The organism is Enterobacter sp. YSU (assembly GCF_016082135.1).
In the GTDB taxonomy this organism is placed as follows: domain Bacteria; phylum Pseudomonadota; class Gammaproteobacteria; order Enterobacterales; family Enterobacteriaceae; genus Enterobacter; species Enterobacter hormaechei_C.
The window spans coordinates 4,271,100-4,290,828 of sequence record NZ_CP059487.1; the positions used below are offsets into that span (position 1 = coordinate 4,271,100).

At 53.7% G+C, this 19,729-nt stretch carries 17 protein-coding genes and 2 pseudogenes; 9 read left to right on the plus strand and 10 right to left on the minus strand.

What is annotated here, in order from left to right; all coding sequences use genetic code 11:
* Positions 1-158: 158 nt before the first annotated feature.
* Entirely contained in the window at positions 159-2,192 is a 2,034-nt protein-coding gene (gene dcp / locus H2Z33_RS20405; protein WP_063135128.1) for a peptidyl-dipeptidase Dcp, read from the minus strand.
* Between the two features lie 143 nt (positions 2,193-2,335).
* Between dcp and ydfG the strand changes: the two genes are divergently transcribed.
* Complete coding sequence (gene ydfG, locus H2Z33_RS20410; protein WP_022647991.1) at positions 2,336-3,082, plus strand: bifunctional NADP-dependent 3-hydroxy acid dehydrogenase/3-hydroxypropionate dehydrogenase YdfG; 747 nt, start codon at positions 2,336-2,338, stop codon at positions 3,080-3,082.
* Positions 3,083-3,172: 90 nt separating this feature from the next.
* Positions 3,173-3,859: a GntR family transcriptional regulator gene (locus H2Z33_RS20415; RefSeq protein WP_003857403.1), complete on the plus strand. Its 687-nt coding sequence runs from the start codon at positions 3,173-3,175 to the stop codon at positions 3,857-3,859.
* A gap of 35 nt (positions 3,860-3,894) precedes the next feature.
* Here H2Z33_RS20415 and H2Z33_RS20420 read toward each other — a convergent pair whose 3' ends face one another.
* Positions 3,895-4,326 carry a universal stress protein gene (locus H2Z33_RS20420; RefSeq protein WP_015570611.1) on the minus strand — a complete coding sequence of 144 codons (432 nt, stop codon included), beginning with the start codon at positions 4,324-4,326 and terminating at the stop codon, positions 3,895-3,897.
* Between the two features lie 287 nt (positions 4,327-4,613).
* On the opposite strand from H2Z33_RS20420, the gene ydfZ reads away from it, so the two are divergent.
* Complete coding sequence (gene ydfZ, locus H2Z33_RS20425) at positions 4,614-4,817, plus strand: putative selenium delivery protein YdfZ (protein ID WP_003857405.1); 204 nt, start codon at positions 4,614-4,616, stop codon at positions 4,815-4,817.
* 44 nt (positions 4,818-4,861) lie between these two features.
* Here the strand turns inward: ydfZ and H2Z33_RS20430 are convergent, their stop codons facing one another.
* From H2Z33_RS20430 to H2Z33_RS20460, 7 genes are all read right to left on the minus strand, one after another.
* Complete coding sequence (locus H2Z33_RS20430; protein WP_032619752.1) at positions 4,862-6,325, minus strand: mannitol dehydrogenase family protein; 1,464 nt, start codon at positions 6,323-6,325, stop codon at positions 4,862-4,864.
* Between the two features lie 223 nt (positions 6,326-6,548).
* Positions 6,549-8,087 (minus strand): MFS transporter, encoded by a 1,539-nt coding sequence (locus tag H2Z33_RS20435; RefSeq protein WP_198091809.1) that lies wholly within the window; start codon positions 8,085-8,087, stop codon positions 6,549-6,551.
* A 27-nt stretch (positions 8,088-8,114) separates the two neighbouring features.
* A complete protein-coding gene (gene uxaC, locus H2Z33_RS20440; protein ID WP_063135127.1) occupies positions 8,115-9,521 on the minus strand; it encodes a glucuronate isomerase in 1,407 nt (468 codons plus the stop codon).
* Positions 9,518-10,903: an MFS transporter gene (locus tag H2Z33_RS20445; RefSeq protein WP_017694076.1), complete on the minus strand. Its 1,386-nt coding sequence runs from the start codon at positions 10,901-10,903 to the stop codon at positions 9,518-9,520. Before H2Z33_RS20445 ends, uxaC begins: the two co-directional genes overlap by 4 nt.
* A gap of 73 nt (positions 10,904-10,976) precedes the next feature.
* A complete protein-coding gene (locus tag H2Z33_RS20450; protein ID WP_063867200.1) occupies positions 10,977-11,996 on the minus strand; it encodes a Zn-dependent oxidoreductase in 1,020 nt (339 codons plus the stop codon).
* Positions 11,997-12,010: 14 nt separating this feature from the next.
* On the minus strand, positions 12,011-13,225 hold the full coding sequence (gene manD, locus H2Z33_RS20455; protein WP_017384541.1) for a D-mannonate dehydratase ManD: 1,215 nt from the start codon (positions 13,223-13,225) through the stop codon (positions 12,011-12,013).
* Positions 13,226-13,336: 111 nt separating this feature from the next.
* Positions 13,337-13,663, minus strand: a complete 327-nt coding sequence (locus H2Z33_RS20460) for a YnfA family protein (protein ID WP_063135125.1) — start codon at positions 13,661-13,663, stop codon at positions 13,337-13,339.
* A gap of 150 nt (positions 13,664-13,813) precedes the next feature.
* On the opposite strand from H2Z33_RS20460, the gene H2Z33_RS20465 reads away from it, so the two are divergent.
* Both H2Z33_RS20465 and speG read left to right on the plus strand, forming a co-directional pair.
* Entirely contained in the window at positions 13,814-14,152 is a 339-nt protein-coding gene (locus H2Z33_RS20465; RefSeq protein WP_006808856.1) for a DUF1283 family protein, read from the plus strand.
* Positions 14,152-14,712, plus strand: a complete 561-nt coding sequence (speG, locus tag H2Z33_RS20470; RefSeq protein ID WP_003857416.1) for a spermidine N1-acetyltransferase — start codon at positions 14,152-14,154, stop codon at positions 14,710-14,712. Before H2Z33_RS20465 ends, speG begins: the two co-directional genes overlap by 1 nt.
* A gap of 17 nt (positions 14,713-14,729) precedes the next feature.
* Here speG and H2Z33_RS20475 read toward each other — a convergent pair whose 3' ends face one another.
* Positions 14,730-15,440: a YnfC family lipoprotein gene (locus tag H2Z33_RS20475; RefSeq protein ID WP_045906737.1), complete on the minus strand. Its 711-nt coding sequence runs from the start codon at positions 15,438-15,440 to the stop codon at positions 14,730-14,732.
* Positions 15,441-15,632: 192 nt separating this feature from the next.
* Here H2Z33_RS20475 and H2Z33_RS20480 point away from each other — a divergent pair, with 192 nt between their 5' ends.
* The 4 genes and pseudogenes from H2Z33_RS20480 to dmsB form a co-directional block, all read left to right on the plus strand.
* A complete protein-coding gene (locus tag H2Z33_RS20480) occupies positions 15,633-16,487 on the plus strand; it encodes a benzoate transporter (RefSeq protein ID WP_003857421.1) in 855 nt (284 codons plus the stop codon).
* Between the two features lie 102 nt (positions 16,488-16,589).
* On the plus strand, positions 16,590-16,895 hold the full coding sequence (locus H2Z33_RS20485; RefSeq protein ID WP_003857424.1) for a DUF1161 domain-containing protein: 306 nt from the start codon (positions 16,590-16,592) through the stop codon (positions 16,893-16,895).
* 130 nt (positions 16,896-17,025) lie between these two features.
* A pseudogene (ynfE, locus tag H2Z33_RS20490) lies at positions 17,026-19,464 on the plus strand (selenate/tellurate reductase subunit YnfE).
* Positions 19,465-19,474: 10 nt separating this feature from the next.
* Positions 19,475-19,720: pseudogene (gene dmsB / locus H2Z33_RS20495) on the plus strand (dimethylsulfoxide reductase iron-sulfur subunit DmsB); the annotation flags it as partial.
* Between the last annotated feature and the right edge of the window lie 9 nt (positions 19,721-19,729).

Genomic DNA, 19,729 nt, shown 5'->3' on the forward strand with positions numbered 1-19,729 from the left:
ATGTTCTAAAGTCGCGGGGATCCTTACTGGGTAAAAGTAAAGGTGTAGCTACGTGAAGCTGGCCCCTATCCTCCTGCAAATTTCGCAGAATTAAGGATTCATTTTGGGAAAGAAAAAACCGGGCCTCGCGCCCGGTTCTGTTCCCACACGAAAAAGCCTTACGCACTCAATCCGCGATTCTCCAGCATCGGTTCGATCTTCGGATCGTGCCCGCGCCAGTTCCGGTAAAGTTCAGCTAAATCAGTGCTGTTGCCGCGGGACAAAATCGCCTCGCGGAATTTCTGTCCGTTCACGCGCGTCAAACCGCCCTGCTCGACAAACCACTGGTAGCCATCGTCCGCCAGCATCTGCGTCCAGAGATAGGCGTAATACCCCGCCGCGTAGCCGCCGCCGAAGATATGGGCGAAATAGCTGCTGCGATAGCGCGGCGGTACGGCGGGAAGATCCAACCCCTCTTTTTTCAACGCGGCGGCTTCAAAGGCTTCCACGTCTTCAACGGGCTCCTGAATGCCGTGCCAGTTCATATCCAGCAGCGCGGCGCTCAATAGCTCCGTCATGTCATAACCCTTATTAAACTGGGTCGCATTGAGCATTTTTTCCCGCAGCGCATCCGGCATCGGTTCGCCGGTTTGATAGTGACGAGCAAAGTGCGCAAACACCTGCGGATGGCTGGCCCAGTGTTCATTGATTTGCGAAGGAAATTCAACGAAATCACGTGGCGTGTTGGTGCCTGAAAGCGTGGCATAGCGCTGGCTGGCAAACAGGCCATGCAGGGTATGGCCAAACTCGTGGAACAGGGTAATCACATCATCCCAGGAGATCAGCGCGGTCTGCCCGTTCGCCGGTTTTTGATAGTTGCAGACGTTATAAATCACCGGACGCGCGGCAAACTCATAAGACTGCTCAACAAAATTCCCCATCCACGCGCCGCCCGCTTTGGAATCACGCGCGAAAAAGTCGCCGTAGAACAGCGCCATGCCTTCACCCGTGTGGTCGAAAATCTCCCACACGCGAACATCCGGGTGGTAAACCGGAATATCAAAACGCTCGACAAAGCGGATACCGAACAGCTGCGTGGCGGTCCAGAATACGCCATCTTCCAGCACGGTATTGAGTGCGAAATAGGGTTTGATCTGCGACTCATCCAGCGCGTATTTCGCTGAGCGCACGCGTTCGGCATAAAACGCCCAGTCCCAGGCCTGTACCGTAAAACCACCCTGCTCGTCGTCGATGACCTTCTGAATATCCGCCTGCTCCAGCGCGGCCCTGCCGCGTGCCGCAGGAACTATCCCGCGCATGAATTCGAGCGCGGCTTCCGGCGTTTTCGCCATCTGATCGGCAATGCTCCAGCTCGCATAGTTGTCAAAGCCGAGCAGCTGCGCCTGTCTTGCCCGTAACCCGGTAAGCCGACGGATCAGCTCGCGCGTATCGTTTTCGTCGCCTTTCTGAGTGCGTTCCCAGCCCGCGCTGAACAACTTTTTACGGGTCTCGCGCAACGACAGCGCCGCCAGCGCGGGCTGTTGCGTGGTATTCAAAAGCGGGATCAGCCAGCGATCCGTCAGCCCTTTTTCTGCGGCAGCGTGAGCCGCGGCAGCCACCTCCTCCGCACTGAGCCCGTCAAGCTGGTGAACATCGTCCACCACCAGCCCTCCCGCCTTGTTCGCCGCCAGCAGGCGCTGGTTGAACTGGCTGGTCAGGGTGGCGGCTTCGGTATTCAGGGCTTTCAGCTCGGCTTTTTCATCGGCGTTCAGACGCGCGCCAGCAAGAACAAAGTGCTGATACATCTCCTCCGTCAGTCGTCGGGATTCGGCATCCAGCGCCTCGCGATCCTGCCAGACGGCTTCCACGCGGGCGAAAAGCGTATCGTTTAGCCAGATATCGTTCGCCAGCCCGGCCAGTTCGGTGGAGAACTGCTCGTCCAGCGCCTGAAGACCATCGTTGGTGTGTGCGGACGTCATGGCGAAGAACACGCTGCTCACGCGCGACAGCATGGCCCCGCTCTTTTCCAGCGCCAGCACGGTATTGTCGAAGTCCGGCGCGGCGCGCTGCGCGATAATCGCGTCAATGTCTGCACGCTTCAGGCGCATTGCCTCATCAAATGCCGGACGATAATGGCTGTCGTTAATCGCATCAAAACGTGGCGCCTGATAAGGCAACAGGCTAATTTCAAAAAAAGGATTGTTGACCGACATCGTTTACTCCTGAGCACGGTATTTCTCCCCAGAGTAGGCCAGCCTGCGCCGGCCTGCAATGGCGTCATACAAATGTTGCCTTAACGACGTGCCGGAGAGCGTGCTATGTTAGTACAACACAAAAAGCGTTGAGGAACAGTGAGATGATTATTTTAGTTACCGGGGCGACAGCGGGTTTTGGTGAAAGCATCACGCGTCGCTTCGTCGCCAACGGACACAAAGTGATTGCAACAGGGCGTCGTCAGGAGCGTTTGCAGGAGCTAAAAGACGAGCTGGGTGACAGCATTCTGACCGCGCAGCTGGACGTGCGCAACCGCGCCGCTATTGAAGAGATGATTGCCAACCTGCCTGCCGAATGGCGTGAAATTGACGTGCTGGTCAATAACGCCGGCCTGGCGCTGGGCATGGAGCCTGCCCACAAAGCCAGCGTGGAAGACTGGGAAAACATGATCGACACCAACAACAAAGGGCTGGTGTACATGACCCGCGCCGTGCTGCCGGGCATGGTTGAACGTAACCGTGGCCATATCATTAACATCGGTTCCACCGCCGGAAGCTGGCCTTACGCGGGCGGCAACGTCTATGGCGCGACCAAAGCCTTTGTCCGCCAGTTCAGCCTGAACCTGCGCACCGACCTGCACGGAACCGCGATCCGCGTGACCGATGTTGAACCGGGTCTGGTAGGCGGAACTGAATTCTCCAACGTGCGTTTCAAAGGCGACGACGCGAAAGCGGATAAAACCTATGAAAACGCGAATGCGCTGACGCCGGAAGATATCACCGAAACCGTCTGGTGGGTCGCGACCCTGCCGAAGCATGTCAACATCAATACGGTTGAGATGATGCCCGTCAGCCAGACCTATGCCGGACTCAGCGTGCATCGCGGTTAATTTACCCCACCCGGCCTGCGGGCCGGGTATGTGATGGCAGGGAAAAGAATGGTAGTATGTTCAGGTTAACTCTCTGAGAAATCACAACCCATGGCCGCTGAATCGCAACTTAATCCTACCCAGCCCGTTAATCAGCAAATATATCGCATCTTACGCCGTGATATTGTTCGCTGCCTGATCCCACCGGGAACGCCACTCTCAGAAAAAGAGGTTTCGGTACGTTTTGACGTTTCCCGTCAGCCCGTACGTGAGGCGTTTATTAAGCTTGCAGAAAACGGCCTTATTCAGATCCGCCCTCAGCGCGGCAGCTATGTAAATAAAATTTCGCTTTCGCAGGTACGGAATGGCTGTTTTGTTCGCCAGGCCATCGAGTGCGCCGTGGTGCGTCGCGCCGCGTCGCTCATCAACGATAACCAGTGCTACCTGCTGGAGCAAAACCTGCATCAGCAACGAATCGCCATCGACCGCAAACAGTTAAACGACTTTTTCCAGCTGGACGACGAGTTCCACCAGAAACTGGCGCAGATCGCCGAGTGCCAGCTCGCGTGGGATACCGTCGAAAACATCAAAGCTACCATCGACCGCGTGCGCTACATGAGCCTCGACCATGTTTCTCCGCCAGAGATGTTGCTGCGCCAGCATCATGATATTTTCAGCGCGCTGGAAAAACGCGACGTGGAAGCCGTAGATAAAGCGATGACGCTTCACCTTCAGGAAATTAGTGAGTCAGTTCAGTTAATTCGCCAGGAAAACCGCGAGTGGTTCAGCGAAGAATAAAACCTCGCCGCCCCCTTTCGGTTGCGGCGAAGTAATTAGCGGACCACTAATACCGGAATAGTGGCGTAGCGCAGAATAGTTTCAGCATTTGAACCCAGCAGATGGGTTGTAATGCTCGGATTTTTTGATCCGATAACAATGACATCATATTTCCCCTCTTTGCTGAGCTTGATGATTTCATCGCGTACGTTGCCGAAGCGAACTTCACAGTCAATATTGTCCGGGGACATATCAAAGAGCCGTTTCAGCGCCTTCATCTTCTTATCAGACTCGGCGGTCATATACTCTTCGAACTTCTTAATATCTGCATTGAACCCCCGCAGTAACGAACGGCTGCTGTTAGGGAGAATGTTGACCAGGGTGATCGTCGCGCCTTCCGCCTTCGCGAGGTTGACCGCGTGGCGTACCGCTTTATCGCTCAAATCCATTTCAAACACGTCAACAGGCATCAAAATTTTCTTATACATAAGCCTGACTCCTTTTCCGATGAAGGGTTATTTTCTGCCTCCAGAATGACATTGTGGATATAAACAAAGCCTAAACACTTGCACCCGGAAACTATCAATTAAGGAAAATAACTGTCCGCTTTGTAAAGTGGTGTCCTGAACCGTCAACGCCTGCATGAAATAAGAAAAAAGTGTGAGCTTGATCAAAAGCAAATAATTTCGTTAAAGAGAGGCGTATTAATAGTGCCCCGTGAACGGCAGCCGTTGAATTAGCGCCGTAACGGATAAGTACGAGAGGAGAAAATACCATGATGACATACGACCGTAACCGAAATGCAATCACTACTGGCAGCCGCGTCATGATTAGCGGCACAGGCCAGTTCGGCGTGATTAAAGCGATCCACAGCGACGGCCTTAATGCCGAGCAGGTGCGCCGTGGTAAAACGGTTGAAGTCGAAGGATGCGAAGGTAAGTTCGAACCGATTGAGCTGATTCGCCTGGGGATGCACTAAGCTGCGCCCCGACATGCCGCCGCGGACGGCGGCATGTCATCGCGTTAAAGCCGGGAGGCGTACTCAGCAACCGTGGCCTTCGCGCCTTTTTGCAGCAACGTTTGATAGGCCTGCATGACCGCAGCCACAAACACCGCGTCCTTCGGCAGCTCGTTACCGAAAATAGCCTCAATGCCCAACAGCGCGCTAACGCGGCTTTCGCCTTCAGCGCTACCGTTTACCGCCGCCTGAATCACCGCCAGCTGCGGATCGCTCACCTCAATCGCGTTACCCTGCTCATCCACACCGCCGACATAACGCATCCAGCCCGCCACACCCAGGGCCAGCAGCGGGAAGGGTTTCTGGTGGACAAGGTGCCAGCGAACGGAATCGAGCATCCGCTGCGGCAATTTCTGGCTACCGTCCATGGCGATTTGCCAGGTGCGGTGGCGCAGGGCCGGATTGCTGTAACGTGCGATCAGCAGGTCGGCATAGTGAGCTAAATCCACCCCCTTCACTTTCAGCGTCGGCGCCTGCTCTTTCAGCATTAGCGCATGCGCGGCTGCGCGATAATGTTCATCTTCCATGCAGTCGTTAATGTGCTGATAACCGGCCAGGTAGCCGAGATAGGCCAGGAACGAGTGGCTGCCGTTAAGCATACGCAGCTTCATCTCTTCAAACGGAATGACATCAGAAACCAGTTCCGCACCGGCCTTTTCCCACTGTGGACGTCCGGCGACGAAATTATCTTCTACCACCCACTGGCGGAACGGCTCACAGGCGACACCTGCCGGATCGCGTACGCCGGTCAGCTGTTCAATTTTATCCAGCGTTTCAGCCGTGACGGCGGGCACAATACGGTCCACCATGGTTGACGGGAAGGTGACGTTCGCTTCAATCCAGTCGGCCAGTTCGCCGTCAACAGCGCGCGCGTAGGCGCAGGTGACATTGCGCATCACGTGGCCGTTTTCCGGCATGTTATCGCATGACATCACGCTGAATGCTGGCAGCCCCGCCGCCTTACGCCGCGCCAGCGCTTCAACCACTACGCCTGGCGCAGATTTCGGCTGATGGGGGTTTTGCAGGTCGGCAACGATTAACGGATGATCGAACATCAGTTGTCCGGTTGCCGGGGAGTGGCAATACCCTTTCTCGGTGATGGTCAGGGAAACAATGGCGACCTGCGGATCGCACAGCGCCGCCAGCACGGTTTCAAGGCCGTCGACCTGCGCATGCAGCGCATTTTTGACGACGCCGACCACGCGCGCCGTCCACGCATCGGCAGACATCTCTGCTACGGTATAAAGATTATCCTGTGCCTTCAGATCGGCGATCTGCTGTTCGCCGCCAATCAGGTTAACTTCGCAGTAACCCCAGTCGCTGCCCTGTTCTGCGGCGAGTATATCGGTGTACACCGCCTGGTGCGCACGGTGAAATGCGCCAAACCCTAAATGAACAATGCGTGCCTTGAGGCTGTCGCGATCGTACTGAGGACGCGTTGCCTTCGCCTGTAATAAACGGTTTTCCATGATTGAGACTCGTTAATTATGAACGCTGAGATCCGCAGCCGCTCTGGTGACAGTGCGGCTGCGCCGGTTGACTAAACCAACTAGAATGGCAGTGTCGTTACTTTATCCTGCCGATCACAATACTGGTTATGCTGCCATGAACATTGATTTACATTAACTTTCGGCCAAGTGGTGTGATATAAAAATCAAGTTGTGTGACATCTGGCAAAAGATATAAACCAGATCATACAGGGGTGCGCACCGTCTGCTCGCCGGACCGGACCGTCGGCTCACGCCACAACCTGTCGTAGGAATAGCCTGTTAAATCTTCCACGACCCGGCGAGCTTCGGCGGATACGCGTTGGGGAGAGCCGTTGGCTTTCAGGCGATCCAGCTCATCCACAAAGATTTTGTGCGTACGCTTGTTCAGGTTGAATGTCAGAGCCTGCCACAGGGCCAGGATAAGCAAGGCAGCAGTGCCGATGAACATCAGCATTGCGATGGTGTGGATGGCTTCGGTTGGCTGCGTCTGGCTCCCTTTTACAAATCCGCCGCTTTGTAACAGGAGACCCACAATAAAGGTGGCAATAGCGACCGTGGTTTTTCGGGAGAATGTCATTACCGCGGCAAACAGTCCCTCACGACGCTGACGGCTGACCATTTCATCGATATCTGGAATGAACGGGAACACGTTCCACGGAGTAAACTCAAGGACGCAGCGCCCCACCTGATACACCCCGGCCAGAATGACCAGCGTCGCGACGGTATTCAGCGCAGGGATCTGGTACACGGCAAAGAAGCCCCCCAAACAGAGCAACATCAGTGAATAGGTAAATACATATAGCTTTGATGGCCCATATCTGATGATCCCTATACCCGCAATTAACGTGACGGGCAGCCCCACAATACTCATCGACAGCAGCGTGCCTGCCAGTGAGGAAGAGACATTCAGACAGTAGACGCAGAAAAATACAAATACCGTGTTGTAGACATCTTTGCCGGTAAACGACAGCAGATAGATGGCGAGATGTTTCCTGAAGGCCCGGATTTTCAGGGTGGAACCATACTCCTTAAAAAGTCGTCCAAAGGCAGCCAGCTTCTCCCCTGCTGTTTGTGGGCGTGTGTTTTTTTCCAGCCCGGAGAGCATTTCCGGCGTCAACTCGCGTTCCCAGGTCACTTTCCACGAGATGAATACACATACCATAAACAGTACAGCAAAAATAACGCCGTTTATGAGGTAGGCATGGGCGCTGTTTTCCCCGAAATAGCCGATCAGTAATCCGGGAATAAATGTCGCCAGAAACGTCCCGGACGCTGAAAGAAACATGCGACAGGTAGAGAGTTTGGTCCGCTGGTTAAAGTCTTTTGTCATTTCTGACGGTAACGTTTCCCACGGGATCAGTACCATTGCAGCAATAATTTCAAATGCTAGATAGACGGCGAGATAAAAACCGTATGTCATGCCATCAAGCCACAGCAATGCATAGACCAGCATCAACGGTGCACCGATCAGCAAAAAGAAACGTCGGCGACCAAATTTTTTACCAAAATAGTTTTTGTAAAAATGGTCAGTAAAACTTCCCATAAACAAACTAACGATAGCATCGACAATGCGCGCTATAGCAACAATAGACGCCGCTTCAACCGGTGACAACCCAACAAATGTCGTATAGAAGAATAATAACCAGGCGCCGATAACGGTAAAGGCACCGCCGCCCATAATATCCGTTAGTCCGTAGCCGATACTAACCGGAATAGTAATTTTTTTTGCAGTACGAGACATGTTCCATCCCCACTCAGTGAGTAGAATTTAGAATCTGAAATAGTTTTCAGCATTATCATGGCAAATATTTTTAACCATCTTCGTTAGGATGGCGTTATTATCCGGAACTTCACCACGCTCCACCCAGCCACCAATGATATTGCACAAAATACGACGGAAATAATCGTGGCGAGTATACGAAACCAGACTACGGGAATCGGTTAACATACCGACAAAATTCATTAATAGCCCCTGATCCGCAAGGCAATGTAGCTGGTTTTCCATTCCGCGTTGAGTGTCGTTAAACCACCATCCGGAGCCAAACTGTATCGGCGATTTAACGCCCAATCCCGCAGTCTGAAAATTAGCGATAGTCGTCGCGACAATATCGTTATAGCTGGCGTTGAGGTTATATAGAATGGTTTTGGGCAAAGCTTCAGCCTGCGCCATTGCATCCAGGAGTTGGTTGAGATTGGCCGCAAGATTCGACTGATCGGTCAGCGAGTCAAAACCAGTATTACTACCCAAAGAACGGTACATGCGGGAATTATTATTGCGAATCGCACCGAAGTGTATCTGCATTGCCCAGTTATGCTGCCTGTAATTATGCGCCAGCATAATAAAAATGGCACTGTCAAGAATCGCATTATTACGGGCGTCCAGATTTTCACCCCGGCGCTTTCGGGCAAACACGGATTCAACCTGTCTTTCATCTGCTGACTGAAAATGGATCTCCACGGGTCCGTGATCGGAAATTCGGCACCCCATTTCGTGGAACCAGGCAATACGCTGGCTCATTCCCTTAACAAAATCGCTGAATGTCTGGATTTTAGATCCTGTCGTCTCACCTAATCGATCGATAAAGTCGGCAAACTGTTCCGCGTTTTGCGCAAAAACATCGTCCGGACGAAAGGTCGGTAATACCTTAACGTTGAACGTCGCGTCATCACGCAATAATTGATGGTAGCGTAAATCATCAAGCGGAGCATCTGTCGTGCAAATAACTTCTACCCTGGAGCGTTTAATGAGTTCCCTCGGCGTAAAATCAGGCTGCTGCAATAGCAGATTACAGCGCTCCATTATTTCACGCCAGTTATGCCTGCCCAGCGGTTCGTCACAGTTAAAATAGTGGTGAAGTTCTAAATGAGTCCAGTGATAGAGCGGATTTCCATAGCTCGCTTCGACCGTTTCAGCCCATGCCGCAAATTTATCCTCCGCCGGGGCATCGCCCGTAATGTATTTTTCGTCAATACCGTTGGCGCGCATGGCGCGCCATTTATAATGATCGCCAGCCAGCCAGAGTTCGGCAATATTATCGAGATTTTTATTCTCGAAGATATCTTTCGCGTCCAGGTGACAGTGATAATCAATAATTGGCAGCGCTTTCGCGACGTTACGATAAAGTTCAACACCTCTCGCATTGCCAATCATAAAGTTATCGTTAATAAAACTCATGACAGGGCTCCATATTTCCGCTGCTTCGCTGCGGTATCGCTCTGGCGCAGGGGTTCAGCTGCATCTTCCACCAGGCTCAAATCGCGGTCGCGCACTTCTGGCATCAGCAAAGCGGAGACCAGCCCAATCAGCGAGTACGCCACCAGCATCGCCACAATCGGCCACCAGGACCCGGTCATATTGCAGAAGATCCCCGCCAGCACTGGACCAAAGCCTACCGCCACCAGACCGCCCGCCTCTTTAGAGATCGCCATGCGGGTAAAGCGGTTTCGCGAACCAAACATCTCCGCCATGGTGATGTTTTCCAGCGCAAACAGCCCGAGCACCGCAAAGTTATGAATAACGATGATAGAGAGCATAATCACGCCCGGCGCGTAACTCTTATCGACGATAATCGACAGCATCGGGTAAGCCAGAATAATGGCTGAAATGTTAAGGATGATATATGGCAGACGGCGCCCCACTTTATCGGACAGCCAGCCCAGCAGCGGGATGGAGACGAAGCCAAGAATCGAGCTGATCATCAGCGCATCGGTTGGGATCGCCTTATCAAATAACAGCGTCTGTACCAAGTACCCGGCAAGGAAGGTCTGGATAAGCCCAGAGTTACCGGCCTGACCAAAGCGCAGCCCCGTCGCCAGCCAGAACGATTTGCTCTTAAACATCGCGCCGACCGAGGTATCCTGCGCAGCAACCGGCGCAACGGCTTCGGCATCGTTTACCTTCTCAAACACCGGGCTCTCTTTAAGGTTCATACGCAGCCAGATGGCGAAGATCATCACCACCACGCTGGCGAGGAACGGCACGCGCCAGCCCCAGGCAATAAGTTCTTCACGATCGAGGGCAAAGAACATCACGGCCCAGATCGCCGTGGCGCTCAGCGTCCCGCAGTTGGTGCCCATGGCCACCAGCGAGGAGATGATGCCGCGTTTACCCTTCGGGGCGTATTCGGCCAGCATGGTGCCTGCGCCGGAGATTTCAGCCCCCGCGCCCAGCCCCTGAATAATACGCAGCGTCACCAGCAGCACCGGTGCGAAAATCCCGATCTGCGCGTAGGTTGGCAGGACGCCGATTAAGGTGGTGCAGATCCCCATCATGGTGATGGTGATAAACAGCACTTTTTTACGGCCAATTCTGTCGCCCATTCTGCCGAAGATAAATGCCCCGACAATACGCGCGATGTAGCCTGCGCCGTAGGTGCCCATCGCCAGGATCAGCGCCATGGCCGCGGACTGCTCAGGGAAGAAAATTTCATGAAACACCAGCGCGGCGCCAAGGGAGTAGAGCTGGAAATCCATAAACTCCAGGGCGGTGCCCAGCCAGCCAGATACGGCGGCTTTCACCAGATCTGACGTACTTCTTTGAGGTTGTGCTTGAGTCATAATGGCTATCTCTGCAAGGTAAGATGCGTACCACTGAGAGCCTGTCTTCGCAGGCTCTTAACCGCGTGAATTATTATTGGTCGAACGTGAGCAAGACTTTGCAGCACTGCCGCTGGTCTTTTTCAAACAGTTCGATGGCGTCTGTAACGTGGTGATAGTCAAATGTATGGGTGACCATTTTTTCAGGGTCGATCAGCCCTTTTTCCAGCCATTCAATGACCACCGGGAATTTGTTGGCATTCAGGCGCGAAGAGAAGATCGACAGCTCTTTGCCGGTGATCCCCTGCTGCACAATCTGGCTCGGGTCGCTGGAGAAGCCCATCAGCACGATGCGCGCCGCCGGAGACGCCAGCGTAATCGCTTCCTGTAAAATGGACGGATGACAGGCAGCATCGATGATTAACGTCGGCTTGATGCCTTTTTCATCCAGCGCGGCCTGTAAAGAATGCTCGCCGTTGTTGAAGACCCAGTCTGCGCCGCTGCGTTGCGCCATCTCCAGCCGCTCATCAATGCGATCCACCACGATGACCTGCTTCACCTTGTAAACGCCCTTCAGCGCCTGCACGGTGACCAGCCCCATCGGGCCTGCGCCGTAAATCAGCGCCACATCCTGTTCGGTGGGTTTCGCCTGCCCCGTTACGTTGGCGGCAATGGTGAATGGCTCAACCATCACCGCGTGGTGGTCAGGGATCGCATCCGGAATGCGCCAGGCATTTTTCGCCGGCACCACGGCGTATTCGCTGAAGCCGCCGTCACGGTGGACGCCCAGCACCACCAGCGAAGTACAAACGTTCGGTTTTCCAACGGAACACGGGTAGCAGTGCCCGCAGCTGATCACCGGATCAACCGAAACGCGCTGGCCCAGTCGGGTGCCCTCCACGCCTTCGCCAACCGCGTCTATTTCGCCAAAGAACTCGTGACCGATTACCCGCGGGTATTTCGCAAACGGGTTATGCCCGCGATAGATATGGCTGTCTGAACCGCAAATACCGGCGAGCTTAATTTTGACGCGGACGTCGCCTGCGCCCGGCAACGGGAGAGGACGCTCTTCAATCACCAGCACATCCGGCTGTTGGATCACTACGCTTTTCATCATTCGCTCCTCGTTTACCAGTTCCAGAGGGTGCCGTCTTCCAGACGAGCCACCGGCAGATAAGCCGGATCGTACGGGTATTTCGCCGCCAGCTTCTCATCAAACTCAATGCCCAGCCCTGGCTTGTCGCCCGGGTGCATATAGCCGTTATCGAAGCGCCAGCTGTGCGGGAACACTTCCAGCATCTGCTCCGAATACCCCATATACTCTTGCACGCCAAAGTTCGGTACCCACAGGTCAAAATGCAGCGCCGCGGCGTGGCAAATCGGCGACAGATCCGACGGGCCGTGTGAGCCGGTACGCACCTGATAAAGTGAGGCAAAGTCCGCAATGCGACGCATCCCGGTGATGCCGCCCGCATGGGTTATGGTGGCGCGGATATAGTCAATGAGCTGCTCTTCAATCAGCTGCTTGCAGTCCCAGATGCTGTTGAACACTTCCCCCACCGCAATTGGCGTGACGGTGTGCTGGCGGATCAGGCGGAAACACTCCTGGTTTTCAGCGGGAGTCGGATCTTCCATCCAGAACAGACGGTACTCTTCAATGCTTTTGCCGAATCGCGCCGCTTCGATGGGCGTCAGACGGTGGTGCATGTCGTGAAGGAGATGTTCATTGAAGCCGAACTGACTGCGCACTGCGTCGAACAGTTTCGGCGTGAAGTCGAGGTATTTTTCAGTGGACCACAGCTGCTCTTCCGGCCAGGCGCCCTTGGTCGCTGGCTCATACGCCAGCCCTTTTCCTTTTGCCATGCCGTAGGTGGTTTTCATTCCCGGCACGCCGCACTGCACGCGAATTGCCTTGAAGCCCATCTCTTTATGACGGGCATAATCTTCCAGCACGTCGTCAATGGTGTGCCCGGTGGTGTGACAATAAACCATCACCCCTTCCCGGGAGGCTCCGCCCAGAAGCTGATAGAGCGGCATGTTCGCGGCTTTCGCCTTAATGTCCCACAGCGCCATATCCACGGCAGAAATCGCTGACATGGTGACCGGACCACGACGCCAGTAAGCGCCTTTATAGAAGAACTGCCAGATATCTTCGATGCGGTGCGCATCGCGGCCAATCAACTGAGGGCACAGGTGATCTTTCAGGTAGGAGGCAACGGAAAGTTCACGTCCGTTCAGCGTGGCATCACCCAGGCCGACAATGCCCTCATCGGTGGTGATTTTAAGGGTGACAAAGTTACGCCCCGGGCAGGTGACAAATACTTCAGCCCCGACAATCTTCATAATCCATTTCCTTACATCGCTCGTTGTGATGCAGGAAATTTACGCAACTACACTACTACCATACAAGTATAATGATCGTAAAATCAGCGGGCGATCACACTATAAGGACGCTTATGCGCGTCCCCAACCGGCCACGATGATCAACATGCCGCACAGGGCAATCAGCGCGCCTGCCCAGTCATACAGGCTTAGCCTGACGCCATCGACAACGCGCAGCCACAGCAGCGCGGTACAGACGTACACTCCGCCGTAGGCCGCATATACCCTCCCGCTGGCGGCCGGATGCAGGGTGAGCAGCCAGACAAAAAGGGCCAGGGACACACCCGCCGGGATCAGCAGCAGCGCGGAAGCGCTCCGCTTTAGCCAGAGCCACGGCAAAAAGCATCCGATGATTTCGCACAGCGCGGTCGCGAAAAAAAGCAGCGTCGTTTTGAACATTTTTCTCGTTTCGTGAGGATTGATTTAGACATCATACGCGATAATGTTCACATCGTTCCCATACCTGCCGCGCGGGTATGACACCCTTTCGGATTGGTGTAGAATCCAACGGGGTAATCCGATTGTCTGCACCCGTTTAAAGGAAACGCTATGACTACATTAAGCAAACGCCTTTGTCTGACAGCCGTACTGGCGCTGTCATCGTTCGCCTTCGCCGCAACGGCATCAGCCGAAACCAGCAAACTCATCATTGAGTCTGGTGACAGCGCGCAAAGCCGTCAGAACGCCGCCATGGACAAAGAACAATGGAATGACACCCGCAGCCTGCGTCAGAAAGTGAATAAGCGCGTGGAAAAAGAGTGGGATAAAGAAGACGTCGCGTTTGATGCCCGCGACAAATGCCAGCAAAGTGCCAACGTCAACGCCTATTGGGAGCCTAACACCCTGCGCTGTCTGGATCGTCGTACTGGCCGCACGGTAGCACCGTAATGTCGACGCCGTGTGACGTTAAGCTCCGTCCGCTGGAGCGCGAAGATTTACGCTTTGTTCACCAGCTCGACAACAATGCCAGCGTGATGCGCTACTGGTTTGAAGAGCCTTATGAGGCGTTTGTCGAGCTGTCCGATCTCTACGACAAGCATATCCACGATCAGAGTGAACGCCGGTTTGTGGTGGAGTGCGAAGGTGAGAAAGCCGGGCTGGTTGAACTGGTTGAGATCAACCACGTTCACCGTCGGGCGGAATTTCAGATCATTATTTCACCGGAGCACCAGGGGAAAGGTCTTGCGTCGCGGGCGGCAAAGCTGGCGATGGATTACGGGTTTAACGTCCTGAATCTCTACAAGCTTTACCTTATCGTCGACAAAGAGAACGAAAAAGCGATTCATATCTACCGTAAGCTGGGCTTTATGGTGGAAGGTGAACTGATCCATGAGTTCTTTATTAACGGCGAATACCGTAACACCATCCGCATGTGCATTTTCCAGCATCAGCATCTGGCCGGGCATAAGTCCTCCTCCGCCAGCCTGCTTAAACCCACCGCGCAGTAACCTGCGCGGTTTTATTCTCAATAATATTCAATGCTGTTTTTGATGGTGTACTTGTGCTCAACGGCAGGTTTGACGCTGCCATCGGTGATCACCAGCTCACAGCTCACCGGGTTATTATGGCGATCGTAATCACAGCTCTGCTTTACATTGCCCATCGGTTTATCGTTCAACAGGCTTACCGCCGTATAATCCATGCGCTTGCGCAGATCTTTCGACGGCACCGACTTGACCGATAAACGCTTGTCGCCGGAAACCGTAGTTTTACCCAGCGGGTAGCCGTCGGCGTCATACTGGTACTTCACTTCCATCTCTTTGCTGTGCGCGGCAACCACAAACCCGTTATCGTCGGTGTCCCACGTCAGGCCGGCAGACGGCAGTTCCGCCAGCTGACATTTCCCCTGCAACTTTACCTTCTGCTGCTGGGTTTCCGCATCGACGTAGTAGTTAGCATCCAGCACCAGCGCAACGCCCGTATTAGCGTCGAGATCGTGCAGTTCAAGCGTATCGAAACACCCTTCCGTTGACATCGTGCCGGTCACACGTTTAGAGACTTCACCCTTATCGTTGAACAGCGTCTGGGTAAAATCCTTCACCGGCCCGCGCAGAGGATCAAAGTCAAACTCGTTCGAAAAACTCGCCATCTCCGGCGTAAATGACAGCGGCGCGGTGTTGTTGTCGCATCCCACCAGTACCGTTGCCAGTAGCGTTATCGCTGCGTATTTGTTCACATCATTTACCGTTCAAAGAGAGATACAATCATATTAGCAAATACAGCAACTTACATAACAGCACTTCATTTGACTCTTTGCGCTGTATAAATCCGTCGTTTGCATTGACGAGACCTGCCAAAGTGGCTACTTTGGGCGCGGAAGATTCCACACTATTATAAAATTAGATTCTTAAATTTTCGGGTTAACATCATGATTTACGACTGTTTTTTATACTATGACGAAGATATGTTGCTCGACATCAGATTACATACTCTCGCTGATGTCGTTGACCGTTTTGTCATTGTAGAAGCAACACACTCTTTTACGGGCATACCGAGAGAATTGCATTTCGATATTACAAAGTTTGCCAAATTCAAAGACAAAATCATTTACGTGCCTTTTGACGCGCAGCCTATTTTAAACCGTGCGGATAATAACCAGGTTGATGCCTGGGCAAATGAAGCAGCGCTTCGCAACTCCATTATGAACGGGTTAAAAGACGCGGCTGACGACGATCTGATTCTGGTGTCAGACGTTGACGAAATCTTCTCTCCCGACACGGTCAGGGCCATTAATCCGCGCGCGCTCTGCACGACTATTCATCAAAACGTGTTCAACTATCAGTTTAATCTTCAGGTTCACAACACGGATGGTACGCCGAGAAAATGTACCTTGCCCCGCGCGACGTCCTATTACAACCTTAAGCATTTCTTCCACGGTGAGCCTGAATCTTTCAGAAACTGGAAGCGTGCGCGCAAAGATAAAAACTGGTCATGGTTTAAATGGAACTGGCTAAAAATCAATAATAAAATTGTGAAAGATGGCGGCTGGCATTTCTCATGGGTAATGACTCCAGAAAGAATTTCCGAAAAAATGTCTACCATTTCTCATACCGAATACGATCTGCCGGAATTTAATAACCCGGAACATATTATGAAGGTTATTACCAACGCCGAAGATATCTGGGGACGAGACCGAAAACTGGTCAGGCAAGAGGTATCAAAACGCACCCTGCCTTCTTATCTGGTAGACAATCAGCACCATTACTCGCAATTTATTTTATGACGCAGGCAGGGCTCCAGGACAATTCAGAAAGACAGGTCCAAAAACAAAAGCTTACCCTAACCCTGCTATGCTTACAGTCTACACAGTGAAAAGGAGCTACAGATGAAACGGTTACCCTGGATTACCGCCCTGCTGTTAATGAGTGCTTCACCCGCTCTTCTTGCGGCCCCGGACTCCTGCGAGCGCGTGAAAAGCGACATTCAGCAGAAGATTATCAACAACGGCGTACCGGAGTCTGGCTTTACCCTGAACATCGTCCCGAACGATCAGGCCGATCAGCCGGATGCGCAGGTCGTTGGGCATTGTGCCAACGATACTTTCAAAATTTTGTACACCCGCACCAGTAGCGGCAACTACCCGGTGAGCGGCGCAGGTACGCAAGAGAATGCGCCCGCTGAGCCGCAATGATTTTCCCACTCAATTCCCCTGATTTGACGAGGATTAATATTTAATACCTCTAAATAAGTAACACTCCCCCCATCATTAGCCCGGTTGTAGTCACGGGTGAAAATAATTATTAACAATGATGGGGTGAGTTATGTCCGAAGTTGAACATCACGGCGGTTTAAGCCGTCGAACTCTGGTTAAATCTACTGCCATAGGATCCCTGGCGCTTGCCGCCGGTGGGATCGCATTACCTTTTGGTCTGAAAAGCGCCGCCGCCGCTGTGCAGTCCGCTATTCAGCCCGCAGAAGATAAAGTCGTCTGGGGCGCCTGCTCGGTAAACTGCGGTAGCCGCTGCGCGCTGCGTCTGCACGTTCGCGATGACGAAGTCTACTGGGTTGAAACGGATAATACCGGCGAGGATATCTACGGCAACCATCAGGTTCGCGCCTGCCTGCGAGGCCGTTCAATTCGCCGTCGCATTAATCACCCAGACCGTCTGAATTATCCGATGAAACGCGTGGGCAAACGCGGAGAAGGCAAGTTTGAGCGTATCACCTGGGAAGAAGCGCTGGACACCATCGCCGCGAGCCTGAAAAGCGTGGTCGAAAAATACGGCAACGAAGCGGTCTACATTAACTACTCCTCCGGAATTGTAGGCGGCAACATCACCCGCTCCTCCCCTTATGCCTCGCTGGTCGCGCGCCTGATGAACTGCTACGGCGGCTTCCTCAGCCACTACGGCACCTACAGCACCGCGCAGATCGCCTGCGCAATGCCCTACACCTACGGCAGCAACGACGGCAACAGCACATCGGATATCGAAAACACCAAACTGGTCGTGATGTTCGGCAATAATCCGGCGGAAACGCGCATGAGCGGCGGCGGGATCACTTACTACCTCGAGCAGGCGCGCGAACGGTCAAACGCGCGGATGATCGTTATCGATCCACGCTATACCGACACTGCCGCAGGGCGTGAAGACGAGTGGATCCCAATTCGTCCGGGCACCGATGCCGCGCTGGTGGCTGGTATTGCGTGGGTGCTGATTAATGAAAATCTGGTCGATCAACCTTTCCTCGATAAATACTGCGTGGGTTATGACGAAAAAACCCTGCCGGAAGGCGCACCGGCTAATGGTCATTACAAAGCCTATATTCTCGGCCAGGGTGATGACAAAACCGCGAAAACCCCTGAGTGGGCGTCTCGAATAACGGGCATCCCTGCCGATCGCATCATTAAGCTGGCCCGTGAAATCGGTTCGGCGAAACCGGCCTACATTTGCCAGGGCTGGGGCCCGCAGCGTCAGGCTAACGGGGAGCAAACGTCCCGCGCCATCGCCATGCTGCCGATCCTGACCGGCAACGTCGGCATTAACGGCGGCAACAGCGGCGCGCGCGAATCGACCTACACCATCACCATCGAACGCATGCCGCTGCCGGAAAATCCGGTGAAAACGCAAATTTCCTGCTTCAGCTGGACGGATGCCATTGCCCGTGGACCGGAGATGACCGCCCTGCGCGACGGCGTACGCGGCAAAGATAAGCTCGATGTGCCGATCAAGTTCATCTGGAACTACGCGGGTAATACCATCATCAACCAGCATTCCGATATCAACAAAACTCACGACATTTTGCAGGATGAGAACAAGTGCGAAACGATCGTCGTCATCGACAACTTTATGACCTCGTCCGCGAAGTATGCCGATATTGTTCTGCCGGACCTGATGACCGTCGAGCAGGAAGATATCATCCCCAACGATTACGCCGGCAACATGGGATACCTGATTTTTCTCCAGCCGGTTACCGCCCCGAAGTTCGAGCGCAAGCCCATCTACTGGATCATGAGTGAAGTGGCGAAACGCCTCGGACCGGATATCCATCAGAAATTCACCGAAGGCCGTACGCAGGAGCAGTGGCTGCGCTACCTGTACGCCAAAATGGTCGCCAAAGATCCGCTGCTGCCATCCTACGATGCGCTGAAAAAAATGGGTATTTATAAGCGCAAAGATCCTAACGGACATTTTGTGGCCTATAAAAAATTCCGTGACGATCCGGATGCCAATCCGCTGAAAACCCCGTCGGGCAAAATCGAGATCTACTCCAGCAAGCTGGCGGATATTGCGGCAACCTGGGAACTGCAAAAAGACGAAACCATCACCCCGCTGCCGGTCTATACCTCAACCTTTGAAGGCTGGGACGCGCCCGAGCGCAGCAAATTCCCGCTGCAACTGTTCGGTTTCCACTTTAAAGCCCGTACCCACTCCAGCTACGGCAACGTGGATGTGCTCCAGGCCGCCTGTCGCCAGGAGGTGTGGCTTAACCCTGTGGATGCGGAGCAACGTGGAATCAAAAACGGGGATATGGTGCGCGTCTTCAACGACCGCGGCGAAGTGCGTATTGCCGCGAAAGTCACCCCGCGCATCATGCCCGGCGTAAGCGCGATGGGCCAGGGCGCCTAGCATGACGCCAACATGAACGGCGATCGTGTCGATCACGGCTCCTGCATCAATACCCTGACCACACACCGCCCGTCACCGCTGGCGAAAGGCAACCCGCAGCACACGAACCTGGTGCAGATAGAGAAGGCATAAGGATTAACCGATGACTACCCAGTATGGATTTTTTATTGATTCCAGCCGCTGCACCGGGTGTAAAACCTGCGAGCTGGCCTGCAAGGATTACAAAGACCTGACCCCGGACGTCAGCTTCCGGCGTATTTATGAATATGCGGGCGGCGACTGGCAGGAGGACAACGGCGTCTGGCATCAGAATGTCTTCGCCTATTACCTGTCGATTGCCTGCAACCACTGCGAAGATCCGGCCTGCACCAAGGTCTGCCCGAGCGGGGACGGGTGA

What these genes read in the sequence shown, in the direction of transcription:
- H2Z33_RS20420 (WP_015570611.1), bottom strand. Translation starts at nt 4,326, where the DNA reads ATGTATAAGAAAATTTTGATGCCTGTTGACGTGTTTGAAATGGATTTG.
- H2Z33_RS20435 (WP_198091809.1), bottom strand. Translation starts at nt 8,087, where the DNA reads ATGTCTCGTACTGCAAAAAAAATTACTATTCCGGTTAGTATCGGCTAC.
- uxaC (WP_063135127.1), bottom strand. Translation starts at nt 9,521, where the DNA reads ATGAGTTTTATTAACGATAACTTTATGATTGGCAATGCGAGAGGTGTT.
- H2Z33_RS20415 (WP_003857403.1), top strand. Translation starts at nt 3,173, where the DNA reads ATGGCCGCTGAATCGCAACTTAATCCTACCCAGCCCGTTAATCAGCAA.
- H2Z33_RS20445 (WP_017694076.1), bottom strand. Translation starts at nt 10,903, where the DNA reads ATGACTCAAGCACAACCTCAAAGAAGTACGTCAGATCTGGTGAAAGCC.
- H2Z33_RS20460 (WP_063135125.1), bottom strand. Translation starts at nt 13,663, where the DNA reads ATGTTCAAAACGACGCTGCTTTTTTTCGCGACCGCGCTGTGCGAAATC.
- ydfG (WP_022647991.1), top strand. Translation starts at nt 2,336, where the DNA reads ATGATTATTTTAGTTACCGGGGCGACAGCGGGTTTTGGTGAAAGCATC.
- speG (WP_003857416.1), top strand. Translation starts at nt 14,152, where the DNA reads ATGTCGACGCCGTGTGACGTTAAGCTCCGTCCGCTGGAGCGCGAAGAT.
- H2Z33_RS20430 (WP_032619752.1), bottom strand. Translation starts at nt 6,325, where the DNA reads ATGGAAAACCGTTTATTACAGGCGAAGGCAACGCGTCCTCAGTACGAT.
- manD (WP_017384541.1), bottom strand. Translation starts at nt 13,225, where the DNA reads ATGAAGATTGTCGGGGCTGAAGTATTTGTCACCTGCCCGGGGCGTAAC.
- H2Z33_RS20450 (WP_063867200.1), bottom strand. Translation starts at nt 11,996, where the DNA reads ATGAAAAGCGTAGTGATCCAACAGCCGGATGTGCTGGTGATTGAAGAG.
- H2Z33_RS20465 (WP_006808856.1), top strand. Translation starts at nt 13,814, where the DNA reads ATGACTACATTAAGCAAACGCCTTTGTCTGACAGCCGTACTGGCGCTG.
- dcp (WP_063135128.1), bottom strand. Translation starts at nt 2,192, where the DNA reads ATGTCGGTCAACAATCCTTTTTTTGAAATTAGCCTGTTGCCTTATCAG.
- H2Z33_RS20485 (WP_003857424.1), top strand. Translation starts at nt 16,590, where the DNA reads ATGAAACGGTTACCCTGGATTACCGCCCTGCTGTTAATGAGTGCTTCA.
- ydfZ (WP_003857405.1), top strand. Translation starts at nt 4,614, where the DNA reads ATGATGACATACGACCGTAACCGAAATGCAATCACTACTGGCAGCCGC.
- H2Z33_RS20480 (WP_003857421.1), top strand. Translation starts at nt 15,633, where the DNA reads ATGATTTACGACTGTTTTTTATACTATGACGAAGATATGTTGCTCGAC.